Here is a 16,761-nt window from a genome sequence, read left to right on the forward strand (position 1 = left end):
ATGAGCCGATCGGTCCCACGGCAGGCATGCGGACCGTATCTGTCCGCCACCCCCTCTAGCGTGACGTCATGACGAACGCCGCAGCCCCCGTGCTCTCCACCCGCGCCCTCAACCGTGCCTTCCTGGAGCGCCAGCTGCTGCTGCGCCGCAGCCCGCTGCCCGTGCTCGACGCCGTGGAGCACCTCGTCGGCCTCCAGGCCCAGTCACCGATGGACCCCTATTACGCGCTCGCGGCCCGCGTCGAGGATTTCCGGCCCGAAGGGCTCTCCGATCTCCTCGCCTCCCGCGAGGCCGTCCGGATCGCGCTGATGCGTTCCACGATCCACCTGGTCAGCGCACGCGACTGCCGCACACTGCGGCCGGTGGTCCAGCCCGTGCAGGACCGTGCCCTCCAGGGCTCCTTCGCCAAGCGGCTCGTCGGAGTGGACCTGAACCGGCTGGCCGGCCGCGCCCGCGCACTCGTCGCCGAGCGCCCGTACACCTTCCACGACCTCGGCCGGACGCTGGCCGAGGAGTGGCCCGAGCACGAGCCGCAGGCGCTGGCCATGGCGGCGCGGTCCGTGCTGCCGCTCGTCCAGGTCACTCCCCGCGCCCTGTGGGGGCGCAGCGGGCCGGCCGCGCACACGACCGTGGAGACCTGGCTCGGCCGGGGGCCGGACGCCGAGCCCGACCTCGACAGCGTGCTGGAGCGCTACCTCGCGGCGTTCGGACCCGCCTCCGTCAAGGACATGCAGACGTGGTGCGGGCTGACCCGGCTGCGCGAGGTCGTCGAGCGGCTGCGGCCCGGGCTGCGGACGTTCCGAGACGAGCACGGCGTGGAGCTGTTCGACGTGCCGGACGCCCCGCTGCCCGACGCGGACATGCCCGCGCCCGTGCGCTTCCTGCCGGAGTTCGACAACCTCCTCCTCTCCCACGCGGACCGCTCCCGCGTCATCGACCCCGCCGGCCTCCGCCGCCTGTGGCGCGCCAACCGCGCCCACCGTTCGTTCCTGCTGGACGGACGCGTCGGCGGACTGTGGCGCCTGGACCGGGCGCGGGAGGACGCGACGCTGGTCATCGAGCCGTTCGGGCGGCTGTCGCAGGCGGACCGGGCCGCCCTGGAGACCGAGGCCGCGGGCGTCCTCACCCTGGCGGCACCCGAAGCGCGCCACGAGGTGCGCTTCGGGGACGTCGCCTGAGACACACCCCGGCACGCGACCCCCGTGGCACCCGTGGCACCTGTGGCACCCGTGACAGGGGCACTCATTCCCCCACGTCGCGGCTGCGCAGGTCCTCCAGCGTCTCGCGCCGTACGAGCAGCCGCGCCAGCCCGCCGGAGACCGCCGCGACGGGCGGCCGGCCGACGAGGTTGTACGCGGACGCCATGGACAGGTGATACGCACCGGACGCCGGAACAGCCAGGATGTCGCCGGGGCGGACGTCGCCGGGCAGCGGTACCGCCTCGGCGAGGACGTCCCCCGCCTCGCAGTGCCGTCCCACCACGGTCATGGCCCGGGCCGGTGCGGGCGAGGCGCGGCCCACGAGCCGGACCGTGTAGCGCACGCCGTACAGCGCGGGGCGCGGGTTGTCGCTCATGCCGCCGTCCACCGCCACGAACGTCGTGTCGCCCGTGGACTTCACGGCGAGCACCCGGTAGAGCGCCACGCCCGCGGGCCCCGCGATCCAGCGGCCCGGCTCGACGGTCAGACGGGGTACCGGAAGGTCGAAGCGGGCGCACTGGAGCGCCAGTTCCCCGCCGACCCGGTCGGCGTACGCGCGGGGGTCCAGCGCCGGGTCGCCGTCGCGGTAGGCGATGGCGAAGCCGCCGCCGAGGTCGAGTTCCGGGAACGTCACCCCGTGCCGGTCCCGGATCCGGGCGAGCAGCGGGACGATCCGCCGCACCGCCGTGACGTACGGGCCGAGTTCGGCGATCTGCGAGCCGAGGTGGCAGTGCAGTCCCGTGAGTTCGAGCCGGGGCTGGCCGAGGATCCGCGCCACCGCGTCCTCCGCCTCACCGCCCGCGACCGGCAGCCCGAACTTCTGCCCCTCCACCCCGGTCCGTACGGCCGAGTGCGCCCCGGCAGCCACCCCGGGGACGACCCGCACCAGCACCTTCTGCCGGGTGCCCGGCGGGATCAGGGCGGCGAGCCGCGCGATCTCGCCCGTGCTGTCGAGGACGACGCGGCCCACGCCCAGGCGCAGCGCGGTCCGCAGGTCGTCGGGGCTCTTGGCGTTGCCGTGCAGCACGATGCGCTCGGCGGGGAAACCGGTGTGCGCGGCCAGCTCCAGCTCACCGGCGGAGCAGACGTCCAGGCACAGGCCTTCCTCCCGGACCCAGCGGATCATGGCACGGGTGAGGAACGCCTTGCCGGCGTAGGCGACGTCGGCGTGCGGGAGCGCGGTGCGCCAGGCGCGGGCCCGGGTGCGCACCTCGTCCTCGTCGATGACGTAGGAGGGGGTGCCGAAGCGGTCGGCGAGTTCGGCGAGGACCACCCCGCCGACGGCGAGGTCGCCCGACGGCAGGGTCTGCGTCGACGCGGGCCACACGGGCGCGGGCGTCGGCTCCTCGGGGAGCGGCGGCAGGGATATCGGGGCGAGCGGAAGGGACACGGACGGCCTCCTTCGAGGCGAAGGGCGAGAACCGGGGGCCTGCGGGACCGGCGTCGTCGCCGGTGGCGGCCGTCAGCCGGGGAAGGTCGGGAGGAGGGCGCCGGCGTCCGGGGGCGTGGGCCGTACGGCGGGGGCCGTCAGCAGAGGGTCGACGGAGACCAGCTCGACGCCGAGGGGCGCCGCCAGGGCGTGCACGGCCGGCAGCGCGAGACGGATGGACGGGTGACCCGCGCCCAGAATGTCGGACAGCCGTCGCCGGGTGGTGAAGGCGACGGCTGTGCGGGTGCCCAGGGGAGTGCGGAAGACGCGCAGGGCGTACCCGCTGGGGCAGAGCCGTACGGGCACGTACAGGGGCGCTGCCTGGCTGCTATGGACCGGTTCGGAAGGCTCTCCGTCGTCGGCCTGCGGGCTGTCGACGGCGGCGACGGCGGCGGCTTCGGCGGGGGTTCGGCTCAGGTGCATGACGATCCTCGTGAGGTGTCGGGAAGTGCGTCGCTCACGCTATGCCCGGCCCACGCCTCACCGAGTGTCTCCTTGACATGGTGTTGACCCAAGGGCGCCGTCCCTTGACGGGTTATTGACGTCCGATGGCCGACAACGATCCCTCCACGTCCCCATACGCCACGTCTTCCCGAGGGCAACCCGGCCTGTCGGCCTTTCAACTTCCTGTTCCATCACCGCTGACGCCTTCGAATCGCGTGTCGACCCCGGGCCTGAGTCCGGGCGCGAGTCCGGCCGTGAGCGGCCTCGCTCCTCCCGGGACCCGTGCACGGCGAAACCGCCGGGAACCCCGCTTTTCGTAAAGGCCCGTCCCCGGAAGGTGTCCGCACCCGTCCGGGGGTAGTGAGAGTCAGAAGACGCAACCTGGAGGACTTGTGACGGCAACCAGACCCACCGACGCGACCGCGGAATTCCGGGCGGCCCGCGATTTCCTCCTCGCGCACCGCGAGGACTACCGGGCGGCCTACGACGGATTCCGCTGGCCCCGGCCGGCGGAGTTCAACTGGGCCTACGACTGGTTCGACAAGATCGCCGAGGGCAACGACCGGACCGCCCTGTGGATCGTCGAGGAGGACGGCGGCGAGAGTCGGCTGACCTTCGACGCCCTGCGGCGCCGCTCCCACCGGGTCGCGAACTGGCTGCGCGAGCAGGGCGTACGGGCCGGTGACCGGATCGTCGTCATGCTCGGCAACCAGGCGGAGCTGTGGGAGACCGCGCTCGCCGCCATGCGGCTGCGGGCCGTCGTCATCCCCGCCACCCCGCTGCTGGGCCCTGCGGACCTCGCCGACCGCATCGAGCGCGGCCGGGCCCGGCATGTGATCGTCCGGGCCGAGGACACCGGGAAGTTCGACGCCGTCCCCGGCGACTACACCCGGATCGCCGTCGGTACCCGGCCCGGCACCGCCGACGCACAGCCGTCCCCGGAAGCGCCGCGCACGCGCGCAGGCACCGGCTGGCTCGCCTACGAGGACGCCGCCCGCGCCGCCGACAGCTGCGCACCGGACGGGCCCACCCGGGCCGACGAAACCCTGTTGCTCTATTTCACCTCCGGCACCACCGCTCGCCCCAAGCTCGTCGAGCACACCCATGTGTCGTATCCCATCGGCCATTTGTCGACCATGTACTGGATCGGGCTCCGGCCCGGCGATGTCCACCTCAATATCTCCTCGCCCGGCTGGGCCAAGCACGCCTGGTCCAATCTCTTCGCCCCCTGGAACGCCGAAGCCACCGTCTTCGTCTTCAACTACACCCGCTTCGACGCCGCCCGCCTCATGGCCGAGATGGACCGCTGCGGCGTCACGAGCTTCTGCGCCCCGCCCACCGTGTGGCGGATGCTCATCCAGGCCGATCTGGGCGCGCTGCGCACCCCGCCGCGCGAGGTCGTCGCCGCGGGGGAGCCCCTCAACCCGGAGGTCATCGAGACCGTCCGGCGTGCCTGGGGGGTCGACATCCGGGACGGCTTCGGCCAGACCGAGACCTCCGTGCAGATCGCCAACCCGCCCGGGCAGCTCCTGAAGACCGGTTCCATGGGCCGGCCCAGCCCCGGCTTCACCGTCGTCCTCCTCGACCCCGTCACCGGCGAGAGGGCCGACGAGGGCGAGATCGCCCTCGACCTGACGGACCCCGACCGGCTGCCCGTCGGCCTGATGACGGGCTACGCGGGCGACCCGGAGCGCACCGCCGAGGCCATGGCGGGCGGCTACTACCGCACCGGCGACATCGGCGCGCGCGACGCCGACGGCTATGTGACGTACGTGGGCCGGCAGGACGATGTCTTCAAATCCAGTGACTACAAGGTCTCGCCCTTCGAGCTGGAGAGCGCGCTCCTCGAACACGAGGCCGTGGCCGAAGCGGCCGTCGTCCCCGCCCCCGACCCGCTGCGGCTGGCCGTGCCCAAGGCGTACGTCGTCCTCGCCGAGGGCTGGGAGCCGGGCCCGGAGACGGCGAAGGCCCTCTTCGCCCACTCACGGGTCACGCTCGCGCCCTACAAGCGCGTCCGCCGACTGGAGTTCGCCGAGCTCCCCAAGACTGTGTCCGGCAAGATCCGCCGCATCGTCCTGCGCGAGCACACCGCGCAGGGCGGCGGCACCGAGTACCGAGAGGAAGACCACCGGTGAGCACACCCTCCTACGCGGCGGGCCCGACCGGGAGCCCGCTGCTCGACGACACCATCGGCGCCTCCCTGGCCCGTACGGTCGAACGCTTCGGCGACCGCGAGGCGCTCGTCGACGTCCCCGGCGGACGCCGCTGGACCTACACCGAGTTCGGGCGGGCCGTCGAGGAGGTGGCGCTCGGGCTGCTCGCCAAGGGCGTGGCGAGGGGTGACCGGGTCGGGATCTGGGCGATCAACTGCCCCGAGTGGGTGCTGATCCAGTACGCCACCGCCCGCATCGGCGCGATCATGGTCAACATCAACCCGTCCTACCGCGTGCACGAACTGGCCTATGTGCTGCGCCAGGCGGAGGTCAGCGTCCTCGTCTCCTCCGTCGAGCACAAAACCAGCGACTACCGGCGCATGGTCGAGCAGGTGCGGTCCGCCTGCCCGGCCCTGCGCGACGTCGTCTACATCGCCGACGCGACGTGGACCGGGCTGATCCGGCTGGGACAGGGCGTCCCGCGCGAGCGGCTCACCGAGCGCGAGTCACGGCTCGGCTGCGACGACCCGGTCAACATCCAGTACACCTCCGGCACCACGGGCTTCGCGAAGGGCGCCACCCTCTCCCACCGCAACATCCTCAACAACGGCTACTTCGTGGGGGAGACGCTCGGCTACACCGAGAACGACCGGGTCGCGCTGCCCGTGCCCTTCTACCACTGCTTCGGCATGGTGATGGGCAATCTCGCCGCCACCAGCCACGGGGCGTGCGTCGTCATCCCGGCCCCCACCTTCGACCCCGTCGCCACCCTGCACGCCGTCGAGCGCGAGCGCTGCACGTCGCTCTACGGCGTCCCCACCATGTTCATCGCCGAGCTGAACCTCCCCGACTTCGCCACCTACGACCTCTCCTCGCTGCGCACCGGCATCATGGCCGGCTCGCCGTGCCCCGCCGAGGTGATGAAGCGGGTCGTCTCCGAGATGCACATGGCCGAGGTCGCCATCTGCTACGGCATGACCGAGACCTCGCCGGTCTCCACCCAGACCCGGCGCGACGACGACCTCGGCCGCCGCACGGGGACGGTCGGCCGGGTGCTGCCGCACATCGAGGTGAAGGTCGTCGACCCGGACACCGGGGCCACCGCCGCCCGCGGTGAGCCGGGCGAACTGTGCACCCGCGGCTATTCGGTGATGCTCGGCTACTGGAACGATCCGGAGCGCACCGCCGAGGTCGTCGACGAGGACCGCTGGATGCACACCGGCGACCTCGCGGTGATGGACGAGGACGGCTACGTACGGATCGTCGGCCGCATCAAGGACATGATCATCAGGGGCGGGGAGAACGTCTATCCGCGCGAGATCGAGGAGTTCCTCCACTCCCACCCCAAGATCGCCGACGTTCAGGTCATCGGGGTGCCCGACGAGAAGTACGGCGAGGAGATCATGGCCTGCGTCATCCTGCGCGACCCCGCCGACACCCTGGGCCGCGACGAGCTGGCCCGCTTCTGCCGGGGGCGGCTCGCCCACTTCAAGATCCCGCGCCATCTGCGGATCCTCGAGTCGTTCCCCATGACGGTCAGCGGCAAGGTCCGCAAGGTGGAGCTGCGCGAGCAGGCCGCCGCGGAGCCGGTGCCGGACGGCGCGGCGAAGGCGCGGGCGTGAGGCAGCGGCCGGCCGGGGCACACGAGTAAGCGGGGAGGGCCGCTCTCCCGGCCCGCCCCGCACCCCCCGTGGACGGGCCCGCGATCCCCCGTGTGTCTCTCGCGGGCCCAGAAGAAGTCTCCGCCCGATGTGACCAAGTCGCCATGCTCCGGCGCGAGTTCAGAGGAAGACTTGAGCTTCGGGCGGCGGCCCGTGGGTTACCGGACTCCGTCGGCGCCGCGCCGGACCAGCTCGTCCGCGGCATCGTTGAGCGCCTGCGGGGCGCCCGTGAGGTCCACGACGAACAGCGGAAGCCGCAGGTCGTCGGCGCGGGAGCGGGCGCCCTGGGCGTAGCCCGCGAGGGAGAAGCAGACTCCGGTCGCGGAGTCGAGGAGGCCGTGCAGCCACAGGCACTCGATGTCGCGCAGCGTCGTCGGCAGCGTGGTCGGATCGACCCGCGCGACGGCGCCGCTCGCCCGCAGGTCGACACCGGTGGCGCTGGGGGCCGTGCCGCACCCGGTGCGGCGCACGTCCGTGAAGCCGAGCCAGCGCAGATACCGCTCGGCCGCCGCGACCGCGTCACGCTCGGTGCGGATCGCCAGCGGGCGGAAGGCGGGCCGGCTCGGCGCCACGGGGCCCGGGGCGTCGTCGGCCGTCGCGGCCGGGCCGGGCACCGGCCGCACGGGCAGCCGCACGACGGTGCCGCAGGAGCAGCCGAACTCGGGCCGGGGCCATTGGTCCTGGCGGTCGCAGGCCGGGCAGCGCACCGCGACCCAGGAGTCGCGCCAGGTGCGCTGCGCCAATAACTCGGGTGTGGCGCCCGGCAGTACGGGCAGGGTCAGCGGCGCTCCGCACGCACAGGGAAAGGTCGGCGGGGTGAAGGAGTGCTCCCGGCGGCACGTCGGGCAGTGCACCGGCACGCTCTTGGCCATCTTCGGCTCCAGCAACGGGGTCCGTAGGGGTGAGGTACGGGCCCATCGTCCACGATGAGGGCGCGGCCGGGGAGCGATTCGCGAAGGGTACGTCCGCCGGGCGCCCACCGGAAGCCTCCGCGCGCCGGAGCGTGCGCGGCTCGCGGCCCGCGCCGGCAGGGCGGAGGTGGCGTATCAAAGGCGAGGCGAGGGCGGGGCGAGACCAAGCGGAGGGGGATCCGGACGGCGGCGGCGCCTGGGCGCGACAGGACAGTTGTCGGCGCCACCGCCGCCCGGGGTCTGAGGGGACTCAAGGGCGTCACCCCTGCGGGGCGGGTTCGAACTCCTTGACGGCGTCGATGTCCGGGCCGTGCGGGGTGTTCGCCTCCCGCTCGATCATGATCTCGACCAGCACCGGCCGCGAGGTCGACACGGCCTCCTTGCGGGCCCATTCGACGGCCGGACGGATGTCCGCGGGTTCCACCACCCGGCGGCCCGAACAGCCGTAGGCCTGCATGAGCTTGACGTTGTCCGTACCGGTCTCGTCGTAGTGGATGTCGACCTGGTAGTTCATGCCGTAGCCGATCGAGGCCTGCCGGATGAGGCCCAGGTACTCGTTGTTCAGCATGATCAGCACAAAGGGCACGTCGTACTGGGCCGCGACCGCCAGCTCCTCGACCATGTACTGGAAGCCGTAGTCGCCGACGATGCCGACGACCTCGGTGTCGCCCCGCCCCATGCCCTCCAGTGCCTTCTTCACCCCGATCGCGGCCGGGATCTCCCAACCGAGCGGGCCGGCCTGGCCGCACACCTGGTAGTGACGAGGCAGGTGCGCCTTCTGATGCTGGCCGCCCCAGATCTGGTAGAGGCCGATGGCGGTGACGAAGTACGTGTCCTCACCGAAGACCGCGTTGATCTCCTGGTAGACCCTCGGCGCCTTGACCGGGACCGTGTCGAAGTCCTCGCGCCGGACCAGGGTCCGCTTGAGCTCCCGGCAGCGCTCGACCCACGCGCCGACGTCGGCGCGCACCCCGCGGGCCCTGGCGGCCTCCAGCAGGGCCGCGAGGAAGAGCCGCGCGTCCGAGACGATGCCGAGGTCCGGCTCGATGACCCTGCCGAGCTGGGTGGGCTCGATGTCGACGTGCACGAACGTCCGGTCGCCCTTGTACGTCGCGAGGTTCGCCCCCGTGTGGCGGTCGCCGAAGCGGGCGCCGACGGCGAGCACGAAGTCCGACTCCAGGAAGGAGGCGTTGGCGTAGCGCTGCGAGGTCTGGATGCCGGTGGTGCCGAGGTTCAGCTCGTGGTCGTCCTCGATGACGCCCTTGCCCATGAGGGTGACCTGGAACGGCACCCGCAGATGCTCCACCAGCGCGCGCAGCTCGGCCGACGCGTCGGCGAGGATCACCCCGCCGCCGGCGAGGACCAGCGGCCGCTCGGCGGCCAGCAGCAGATCGAGGGCGGCCTCGACGCGGGGCGCGTGCGGCACGACGGCGGGCACCGGCAGGCGGGTGTCGAGAGCGGGGTCGTAGAGGATCTCGCGGCGGGCGATGTCGACGGGGACGTCGATCAGGACCGGCCCCGGGCGCCCCTCGCGGGCGATCCGGAACGCCTCCCGGAAGGCCCACGGGATCTGCGCGGCCTCCTTGATCTGTACGGCCCACTTGGTGACGGGCCGCGCGATCTCCACGATGTCGACCGCCTGGAACGCCTCCTGGTGCAGCTTGGTGGAGACCGCCTGGCCGGTGACGCAGAGCATCGGGACCGAGTCGGCGAGCGCGGTGTACAGGCCGGTGACGAGATTGGTGCCGCCGGGGCCCGAGGTGGCGAGGGCCACGCCGACGCGCCCGTTGGTGCGGGCCCAGCCGTCGGCCATGTGGGTCGCGCCCTCCTCGTGCCGGACGGTGAGGTGCTCGATCCCGCCGACCACCTCCATCGCCTTGTACAGCGGCAGGATCGCGGCGCCGGGGCAGCCGAAGGCGATGTCGACGCCCTCGTCCTTCATGATGTGCACCGCCGCCTCCATGGCGGGGATCCGCACGGCGCTCACGACGCGGGCCCCGACAGCCGCTCGACACCGCGCAGCAGCGCCGAGTGGTCGAGCCCGCCGTCCCCCTGGGCGCGGGCCGCGCCGACCAGGGTGGCCACCACCCCGCCGACCGGCAGGGCGGCGCCGACGGCGCGGGCCGCGTCGGTGACGATGCCCATGTCCTTGTGGTGCAGCTCGATCCGGAAGCCCGGCGCGAAGTCGCGGCCCAGGAAGTTGTGTTTCTTGCGGGTCAGTACGGCCGACCCGGCGAGGCCGCCGTTCAGCACCTCCAGCGCGGCGCCGAGGTCGACCCCGGACTTCTCCAGGAAGACCACGGCCTCGGCGCAGGCCTGGATGTTGACCGCGACGATCAGTTGGTTGGCGGCCTTGACGGTCTGTCCGGCGCCGTGCGGGCCGCAGTGCACGACGGTCGTGCCGAGGGCGTCGAGGACGGGCCGGGCGGCGTCGAAGTCGGCCCGGTCGCCCCCGACCATGACCGACAGAACGCCCTCGACGGCCCCCGCCTCGCCGCCGGAGACCGGGGCGTCCAGGACCCGCAGGCCCCGGCCGGCCGCGGCGGCGGCCTCGGCCAGCTCCACGGAGGTCCGCGGGGTGATGGACGACATGTCGATCAGCAGCGCCCCGTCCCGGGCGTGGGCGAGGATGCCGTCCTCGCCGTAGGCGACGGCCTCGACCTGGGGGGAGGCGGGGACCATGGTGATGACGACGTCGGCGTCCCGGACGGCCTCGGCGACGGAGGCGGCGGCGGTGCCGCCCGCCGCGGCGAGCCGGTCGAGCTTGTCCTTTTCGAGGGTGAAACCGGTGACGCGGTAGCCGGCCTTGACGAGGTTCTCGGACATGGGCGAGCCCATGATGCCGAGGCCTATCCAGGCGACGGCGGGCAGCGGGGTGTTGCTCATGGCGTCCTCTCGATGAGGTGCGGTGAGGTGGGATGGGGGCGTTCGGCGCGCGCCGCGGCGGGGTCAGCCCGTGCGGTGCAGCCAGCCGAACGCGTCCGCGCTCGGCCCGTCCGGCTTGTACTCGAGGCCGATCCACCCGTCGTAGCCGGCCTTCCGCAGACGGTCGAGCAGCTCGGTGAAGTCGAGCCCGCCGGTGCCGGGCGCGCCGCGGCCCGGGTCGTCCGCGATCTGCACATGGCCGGTCCGGCCGGCGTAGCGGTCGATGGCCTCGGGCAGGTCCTCGCCGCTCCTCGACAGGTGGTACAGGTCCATCAGGAACCGGGCGTTGCCGAGGCCGGTCGCGGCGTTGACCCGGTCCACGACCTCGACCGCCGACGCGGCACCGACGAGCGGGTACCGCGGGGACTCGGCCGCGTTGAGCGCCTCGATCAGCAGGGTCGCCCCCACCCGGTCACAGGCGTGGGCCGCGAGCGTCAGGTTCTCCAGCGCGAGGGCGTCCTGCTCCCACGGTTCCGCGCCGTCGACGCGGTTGCCGTACAGGGCGTTGAGCGCCGTGCACCCCACCGACCGGGCGAAGTCGGCCGCGACGTCGATGTTGGCGCGGAAGCGGTCGGACTCCGCGCCGGGTACGGACAGCGCGCCCCGGTCCGGCCCCGGCAGCTCACCGGCGTAGAAGTTCAGCCCCACCAGCCGGGTGCCGGCGCCGGTCAACGCGGCGCGCAGGGCGTCGAGTCCGTCCGGGTCGGGGGTGGGGGTCGTGGGCCAGGGCCACCACAGCTCGACCGCCGTGAAGCCGGCCGCGGCGGCGGCCGCCGGGCGTTCCAGGAGCGGGAGTTCGGTGAAGAGGATCGAGAGGTTCACATCGAAGCGCTGGTCGAGGAGGCTCATCGGCCGGAAACCCTTCCCTGGAGCCCTTCCGTATTGCGGAAGTTGACTTCTGTTTTACGGAAGACTGCCCGCGCCGCGGGAAGGCTGTCAAGAGGGGCCGCACCAACGGCGGTGCGCGCAGTAGGTTGGGCCGCGTGCGATTGAGAGTGGAATTCACGACCGAACCGTTCGATCTCGACGAGGCCCCGCCGCACGCGGTGGTGGCCCGTGAGGTGGTCCAGGGCGCCGCGCTGGACGCCGTCGACGTCGGCCCGTTCGGCAACACCGCCGAGGGCGGGGCCGAGGCCGTGCTGGCGGCGGTGGACGAGCTGGTGCGCGAGTCGCTCCGGGTCGGTGCCACCCGGGTGTCGCTGCAGATCAACGTGGTTCCGGAGGACGGCGCGTGACGGACTCGGCGGCGGGCTCCTTCCGCGACGCGGTCAGACCGCTCGTCGAGGCCATGGGCGGGGAGATGGTCGACCCGGAGCGGGCCGAGGGCGACGACGTCGTGCTGTCCTGGGAGGGCCGCCCGGTCGTGGCCGTGCGGCTGCCCCATCTGTCCGACTCGCTGGACCACATACTCGCCGAGCTGGAACGCCGTCACGGCATGCCGCTCGCGGACCTGGACCGCAAGACCAAGCAGTCGGTCGTACGGGTCCTCGAGCAGCGCGGCGCGTTCTCCGTGCGGCACGGCGTGGAGACGGTGGCCGTCGCGCTCGGCGTCAGCCGCTTCACCGTCTACAACTACCTGAACAGGGAGAACGCCGCCCGGGGCGGCTCGGGAGGGGACGCGGGCTGACGGCTCAGATCGAGAAGGGCCGCTGCTCGACGAACTCCGGGTCGGGCCGGCCGGCCAGGAAGAGATTGGGGCTCTGGAGGTACGCGCCGCGCAGCTCCTGCTTGATCCGGTGGTGCAGTACCCGGTAGTCGCCGGAGAAGCCCGTCCCGCCCGCCCAGACGCTCAGCAGCGCACCGGTGAACGCCCCGTTGACGGGGCCGTCCATGGAGGTCTGGTCGTCCTGGCAGCCGGAGATCAGCAGGATGCCGGCCCCGATCTCCCGGGCGTCCTTGGCGGGCAGCTCCTGCTGGATCCGGTCGTAGAGCGTCCTGTCGCGCTGGTACAGCTTGTTGTTCAGGTACAGCGGAAGGGCTTTGATCTTCTTCTCGGCCTCCTTCGGCTCCCGGGTGCCGAAGGCGCTCTCCAGTGCCTCGGGCTCGAGCGTCCCGGTGACCTGCTCGGCGACGCTTCCGCTGTGGCAGCTGTCGGACAGCACGACGATGCGCACGCCGTCCTCGAAGGCCGCGTAGAGCTCGTACAGTTCGTCGTCGACGAGCTGCCGGTCGAAGAGGACCCAGGTCTCGTCCTGCCGGTCCTTCTCGTTGCCGTTGAGGTCGGGGACCTGGCCGCCGTGGCCGGAGTAGGTGAGGAAGAGGATGTCGCCGCTCTTGAGCTCCCCGGCGGCCTTCCGCAACGCCGCGGTGACGTTCCCGGCGGTCGCGTCCGGCGTCAGCAGCATCGTCCGGCTCCGGTAGTCCAGGCTCTTGGCGAGCTCGGCCATGTCCCGGGCGTCGTTCTCGCAGGCGTTGAGTTCGCCGTCCCAGCCGTCGTACTTCTCGGGGTCGACCTTGTTCAGACCGATGTGGATCGACAGGCCAGTGGGCATGGTCTTCCCTCCGTACGGACGGCGCTCGTCCGCGGCATCTCCGTGGTTCGCGGTATGGGTGCCGTGGCCGTCGCGGGCGTAATCATCTCTCGGACAAGACGCCTCGATCGGACCATCAACGCCTCGGGCATCCGGTAGTCGGCTGTCCGGACTCCGCTATTCGGACGCCGGTTTCCCCCGCCCGTGCGCCACTCCGACGGGAATTTCAACAAAGTGTTGACGCCGTGTTGCCGAGGGCGTTAGCTATGCGCAGCCCGTCCGAGCACAGCACACGCAAGCGCCGCGGAGGCTGCCGTGACTTCGACTTCGAGTCCGACGCCGGGGCTCACCCGGTTCAACGCCGCCGAGGACGACGCCGCCCGGGCCGCACTGCGCGCGGTCTGCGCCAGCGCGGCCTGGGCCGACGAGATCCTCGCCCGGCGCCCCTATCCCGACACCGCCTCCCTGCTCGCCGCGGGCGACGCCGCGACGGCCGGGCTCCGGGCGGCGGACCTGGCCGAGGCGATGGCCGGGCATCCGCCGATCGGGCGCCCGCAGCCGGGGGACCCGGCGTCCGCCCGCGAACAGCGGGGGATGACGGACGCCCCCGACGCGCTCCGGGCCGAGATGCTCGAACTGAACCTGGCCTACCAGGAGAAGTTCGGACACGTCTTCCTGATCTGCGCCACCGGACTCACCGGCGAACAGATGCGCGACGCCGTTCGTCACCGGATCGACAACACGCCGGAACACGAACGCGAGATCGTGCGGGGAGAACTGGGCAAGATCAACCGCATTCGGCTGGCCCGGCTCGCGGCAGCACCCGACGGCGAAGGAGACCCACCATGAGCGGCGAGGAGACCACCTCGGTGTCCACCCACATCCTCGACACCAGCACCGGCAGTCCCGCCGGAAGCGTCGCCGTCGAGCTGTCCGCACGCGGTACCGGCGATCACTACCGCGTGGTCGGCCACTCCAAGACGGACACGGACGGGCGCTGCAAGGACCTCCCGGCACTGCCGGAGGGCACGACCCACGCACGGCTCACCTTCGCCGTCGAGCCGTATCTCGCACGCAGCCGAGCCGCGGGCGCAGCCTTCTTCCCCGAGGTGACGGTCGCCTTCTCCGTCACACCGGGCGAGCACTACCACCTACCGCTGCTGCTCAACCCGTTCGGCTACTCCGTATACCGAGGGAGCTAGCACGCCCATGACCGTCCTTGGCCAGAACCAGTACGGCAAAGCCGAGAACCGCGTCCTCAAGGTCACCCGCGACGGGGCCACCCACCACATCAAGGACCTCAACGTCTCGGTGGCGCTCTCCGGCGACATGGACGAGGTCCACCTCTCCGGTTCCAACGCCAATGTCCTGACGACCGACGCCACCAAGAACACCGTGTTCGCCTTCGCCCAGGAGCACGGCGTCGAGACGGCCGAGCAGTTCGGCATGCACCTGGCCCGCCACTTCGTCACCAGCCAGGAAGCGGTGACCGGCGCGCGCATCCGGATCGAGGAGTACGCCTGGCAACGCATCGCGACCCCCGGCCCGGGCGGGCACTCCTTCGTCCGCGAGAACCAGGAGACACGCACCGCGCAGATCACCTTCGACGGCTCGGCATGGCAGATCGTCTCGGGGCTGGGGGACCTGGTGGTGATGAACACCACCGACTCCGAGTTCCGCGGTTACGTCAAGGACCGCTACACCACGCTCCAGGAGACCGGCGACCGGATCCTCGCCACCGAGGTGCACGCCCGCTGGCGGCACGCGTGGAGCGACGACGCGCGGCCCATGCCGGACTGGGACCGCTCCTACGCACAGGCACGCGGCCATCTGCTGAGCGCCTTCGCGGAGACCTACTCCCGCTCCCTCCAGCAGACCCTCTACGCGATGGGCTCACGGGTCGTCGAACAGGACCCGGAGATCGAGGAGATCCGGCTCTCGCTCCCCAACAAGCACCACTTCCTCGTGGACCTCGCACCGTTCGGCATCAAGAACGACACCGACGACGGAGCCGTGTACTTCGCGGCCGACCGGCCCTACGGCCTCATCGAGGCGACCGTCCTGCGCGACGGTGCCGAGCAGCGCATCCCGGTCGATCTGACGAACCTCTGAGCGCACCCCCGACAGAACGAGGACCCCCCATGGCAGCTTCCCCGGCCCCCGACGGCGCCACGACGCGAATAATCATCGAGAACTGCGCCATAGCCACCGTCGACGCGCACGACACCGAGTACGCCTCGGGCCATGTCGTCGTCGCCGGCAACAGAATCGAATCGGTGGGCCCGGGGGCCGCCCCCGAGGGCCTCGGGGACGTCGTCCGACGCGTCGACGGCACCGGTCATCTGCTCACCCCCGGCCTCGTCAACACCCACCACCACTTCTACCAATGGCTCACCCGCGGCCTCGCCCAGGACGCCAACCTCTTCGACTGGCTCGTCGCCCTCTACCCCACCTGGTCGCGCATCGACGAGGAGATGGTCTACGCGGCGGCCCGGGGCTCCCTCGCCATGATGGTCCGCGGTGGCGTCACCACCGCCATGGACCACCACTATGTCTTCCCCCGCGGTACGGGCGACCTCCTCGGCGCCGAGATCCGCGCCGCCCGGGAAACGGGCGTACGGTTCAGCCCCACCCGCGGCTCGATGGACCGCGGAAAGTCGGCCGGCGGGCTGCCGCCGGACTTCGCGGTGGAGACCACCGAGGCGGCTCTGATCGCGACCGAGGAGGCCATCGACACCCACCACGACGCGAGCTTCGACTCGATGCTGCGCGTCGGCGTGGCGCCCTGCTCGCCGTTCTCCGTCTCCACCGATCTCCTGCGGGAGGCCGCCGTGCTGGCCCGCCGCAAGGGCGTGCGGCTGCACACACACGGCTCGGAGACGGTCGAGGAGGAGCAGTTCTGCAAGGAGCTGTTCGGCATGGGGCCGACCGACTACTTCGAGTCCACCGGCTGGCTCGGCGACGACGTGTGGATGGCCCACTGCGTCCATATGAACGACGCCGACATACAGGCCTTCGCCCGCACCGGCACGGGCGTGGCCCACTGCCCCTCCTCCAACGCCCGGCTGGCGGCCGGCACCGCCCGGATCCCCGAGATGCGGAAGGCGGGTGTGCCCGTCGGCCTCGGCGTCGACGGCACCGCCTCGAACGAGTCCGGCGAACTGCACACCGAACTGCGCAACGCCCTCCTTGTCCACCGACTGGCGGGCGGCGAGGGTGCGTTGAATGTGCGTCAGGCCCTGCGGCTGGGTACCCACGGCGGTGCGCGGGTGCTGGGGAGGGCGGAGGAAATAGGTTCGCTGGAGGCCGGCAAGCTCGCCGACCTCGTGCTGTGGAAGCTCGACGGCCTCGGCCACTCCACCATCGCCGACCCGGTCGCCGCCCTCGTCCTCGGCGCCGCCGCACCGGTCACCCTCTCCCTCATCAACGGCAGGCCGGTCGTCGAGGACGGCCGGCTCGTCACCGTCGACGAGGACACCATCGCGCGGGAGGCCCGGCAGGAGGCCCGGCGTCTCGCCCACATCGCCGCCGAGGGCTGAAACCGCCCCGCGCGTGCGCTCCCCAGGAC

The 16,761-nt window shown here is 72.1% G+C and carries 16 protein-coding genes; 9 read left to right on the top strand and 7 right to left on the bottom strand.

What is annotated here, in order from left to right:
* Positions 1-68 precede the first annotated feature (68 nt).
* Positions 69-1,178 carry a winged helix DNA-binding domain-containing protein gene (locus JO379_RS26930; RefSeq protein ID WP_130881566.1) on the top strand — a complete coding sequence of 370 codons (1,110 nt, stop codon included), beginning with the start codon at positions 69-71 and terminating at the stop codon, positions 1,176-1,178.
* 64 nt (positions 1,179-1,242) lie between these two features.
* Here JO379_RS26930 and lysA read toward each other — a convergent pair whose 3' ends face one another.
* The gene (lysA, locus tag JO379_RS26935; RefSeq protein WP_372449113.1) at positions 1,243-2,589 is read right to left on the bottom strand and encodes a diaminopimelate decarboxylase; all 1,347 of its coding nucleotides are present in this window, start codon (positions 2,587-2,589) and stop codon (positions 1,243-1,245) included.
* A 72-nt stretch (positions 2,590-2,661) separates the two neighbouring features.
* Positions 2,662-3,051: an SAV_915 family protein gene (locus tag JO379_RS26940; RefSeq protein ID WP_245381569.1), complete on the bottom strand. Its 390-nt coding sequence runs from the start codon at positions 3,049-3,051 to the stop codon at positions 2,662-2,664.
* A gap of 413 nt (positions 3,052-3,464) precedes the next feature.
* Here JO379_RS26940 and JO379_RS26945 point away from each other — a divergent pair, with 413 nt between their 5' ends.
* Together JO379_RS26945 and JO379_RS26950 are read left to right on the top strand one after the other, a co-directional pair.
* A complete protein-coding gene (locus tag JO379_RS26945; protein WP_130881565.1) occupies positions 3,465-5,207 on the top strand; it encodes an AMP-binding protein in 1,743 nt (580 codons plus the stop codon).
* Positions 5,204-6,847 carry an AMP-binding protein gene (locus tag JO379_RS26950; RefSeq protein ID WP_130881564.1) on the top strand — a complete coding sequence of 548 codons (1,644 nt, stop codon included), beginning with the start codon at positions 5,204-5,206 and terminating at the stop codon, positions 6,845-6,847. Before JO379_RS26945 ends, JO379_RS26950 begins: the two co-directional genes overlap by 4 nt.
* Before the next feature lie 197 nt (positions 6,848-7,044).
* Here the strand turns inward: JO379_RS26950 and JO379_RS26955 are convergent, their stop codons facing one another.
* The 4 genes from JO379_RS26955 to JO379_RS26970 all read right to left on the bottom strand — a co-directional run bounded on the left by JO379_RS26955 (position 7,045) and on the right by JO379_RS26970 (position 11,571).
* Positions 7,045-7,758 carry a hypothetical protein gene (locus JO379_RS26955; RefSeq protein WP_130881563.1) on the bottom strand — a complete coding sequence of 238 codons (714 nt, stop codon included), beginning with the start codon at positions 7,756-7,758 and terminating at the stop codon, positions 7,045-7,047.
* 298 nt (positions 7,759-8,056) lie between these two features.
* Positions 8,057-9,760, bottom strand: a complete 1,704-nt coding sequence (gene gcl, locus JO379_RS26960) for a glyoxylate carboligase (protein WP_130881958.1) — start codon at positions 9,758-9,760, stop codon at positions 8,057-8,059.
* A gap of 20 nt (positions 9,761-9,780) precedes the next feature.
* A complete protein-coding gene (locus JO379_RS26965; protein ID WP_130881562.1) occupies positions 9,781-10,683 on the bottom strand; it encodes a 2-hydroxy-3-oxopropionate reductase in 903 nt (300 codons plus the stop codon).
* A 63-nt stretch (positions 10,684-10,746) separates the two neighbouring features.
* Positions 10,747-11,571 (bottom strand): TIM barrel protein, encoded by an 825-nt coding sequence (locus JO379_RS26970; RefSeq protein WP_209517353.1) that lies wholly within the window; start codon positions 11,569-11,571, stop codon positions 10,747-10,749.
* 134 nt (positions 11,572-11,705) lie between these two features.
* Between JO379_RS26970 and JO379_RS26975 the strand changes: the two genes are divergently transcribed.
* Both JO379_RS26975 and JO379_RS26980 read left to right on the top strand, forming a co-directional pair.
* Positions 11,706-11,957 (top strand): YkoF family thiamine-binding protein, encoded by a 252-nt coding sequence (locus tag JO379_RS26975; RefSeq protein WP_130881560.1) that lies wholly within the window; start codon positions 11,706-11,708, stop codon positions 11,955-11,957.
* 53 nt (positions 11,958-12,010) lie between these two features.
* Positions 12,011-12,349: a helix-turn-helix domain-containing protein gene (locus JO379_RS26980; RefSeq protein ID WP_209518896.1), complete on the top strand. Its 339-nt coding sequence runs from the start codon at positions 12,011-12,013 to the stop codon at positions 12,347-12,349.
* A gap of 4 nt (positions 12,350-12,353) precedes the next feature.
* Here JO379_RS26980 and JO379_RS26985 read toward each other — a convergent pair whose 3' ends face one another.
* Entirely contained in the window at positions 12,354-13,214 is an 861-nt protein-coding gene (locus tag JO379_RS26985; RefSeq protein WP_130881559.1) for a caspase family protein, read from the bottom strand.
* Positions 13,215-13,508: 294 nt separating this feature from the next.
* Here JO379_RS26985 and uraD point away from each other — a divergent pair, with 294 nt between their 5' ends.
* From uraD to JO379_RS27005, 4 genes are read left to right on the top strand one after another with little or no spacing between them, the layout of a single operon-like run.
* Complete coding sequence (uraD, locus tag JO379_RS26990; protein ID WP_130881558.1) at positions 13,509-14,042, top strand: 2-oxo-4-hydroxy-4-carboxy-5-ureidoimidazoline decarboxylase; 534 nt, start codon at positions 13,509-13,511, stop codon at positions 14,040-14,042.
* Positions 14,039-14,395 (top strand): hydroxyisourate hydrolase, encoded by a 357-nt coding sequence (gene uraH, locus JO379_RS26995; protein WP_130881557.1) that lies wholly within the window; start codon positions 14,039-14,041, stop codon positions 14,393-14,395. Before uraD ends, uraH begins: the two co-directional genes overlap by 4 nt.
* Before the next feature lie 7 nt (positions 14,396-14,402).
* A complete protein-coding gene (gene pucL, locus JO379_RS27000) occupies positions 14,403-15,305 on the top strand; it encodes a factor-independent urate hydroxylase (RefSeq protein WP_130881556.1) in 903 nt (300 codons plus the stop codon).
* A 29-nt stretch (positions 15,306-15,334) separates the two neighbouring features.
* Positions 15,335-16,732: an 8-oxoguanine deaminase gene (locus JO379_RS27005; RefSeq protein ID WP_209517355.1), complete on the top strand. Its 1,398-nt coding sequence runs from the start codon at positions 15,335-15,337 to the stop codon at positions 16,730-16,732.
* Positions 16,733-16,761: the final 29 nt, after the last annotated feature.

Source organism: Streptomyces syringium, from assembly GCF_017876625.1.
GTDB lineage: Bacteria > Actinomycetota > Actinomycetes > Streptomycetales > Streptomycetaceae > Streptomyces > Streptomyces syringius.

Bases quoted from the DNA above. Each gene is read 5' to 3' on its own strand.
- JO379_RS26930 (WP_130881566.1), top strand. From the start codon at position 69: ATGACGAACGCCGCAGCCCCCGTGCTCTCCACCCGCGCCCTCAACCGT.
- JO379_RS26940 (WP_245381569.1), bottom strand. From the start codon at position 3,051: ATGCACCTGAGCCGAACCCCCGCCGAAGCCGCCGCCGTCGCCGCCGTC.
- JO379_RS26955 (WP_130881563.1), bottom strand. From the start codon at position 7,758: ATGGCCAAGAGCGTGCCGGTGCACTGCCCGACGTGCCGCCGGGAGCAC.
- gcl (WP_130881958.1), bottom strand. From the start codon at position 9,760: ATGGAGGCGGCGGTGCACATCATGAAGGACGAGGGCGTCGACATCGCC.
- JO379_RS26965 (WP_130881562.1), bottom strand. From the start codon at position 10,683: ATGAGCAACACCCCGCTGCCCGCCGTCGCCTGGATAGGCCTCGGCATC.
- JO379_RS26970 (WP_209517353.1), bottom strand. From the start codon at position 11,571: ATGAGCCTCCTCGACCAGCGCTTCGATGTGAACCTCTCGATCCTCTTC.
- JO379_RS26980 (WP_209518896.1), top strand. From the start codon at position 12,011: ATGGGCGGGGAGATGGTCGACCCGGAGCGGGCCGAGGGCGACGACGTC.
- JO379_RS26985 (WP_130881559.1), bottom strand. From the start codon at position 13,214: ATGCCCACTGGCCTGTCGATCCACATCGGTCTGAACAAGGTCGACCCC.
- uraH (WP_130881557.1), top strand. From the start codon at position 14,039: ATGAGCGGCGAGGAGACCACCTCGGTGTCCACCCACATCCTCGACACC.
- pucL (WP_130881556.1), top strand. From the start codon at position 14,403: ATGACCGTCCTTGGCCAGAACCAGTACGGCAAAGCCGAGAACCGCGTC.
- JO379_RS27005 (WP_209517355.1), top strand. From the start codon at position 15,335: ATGGCAGCTTCCCCGGCCCCCGACGGCGCCACGACGCGAATAATCATC.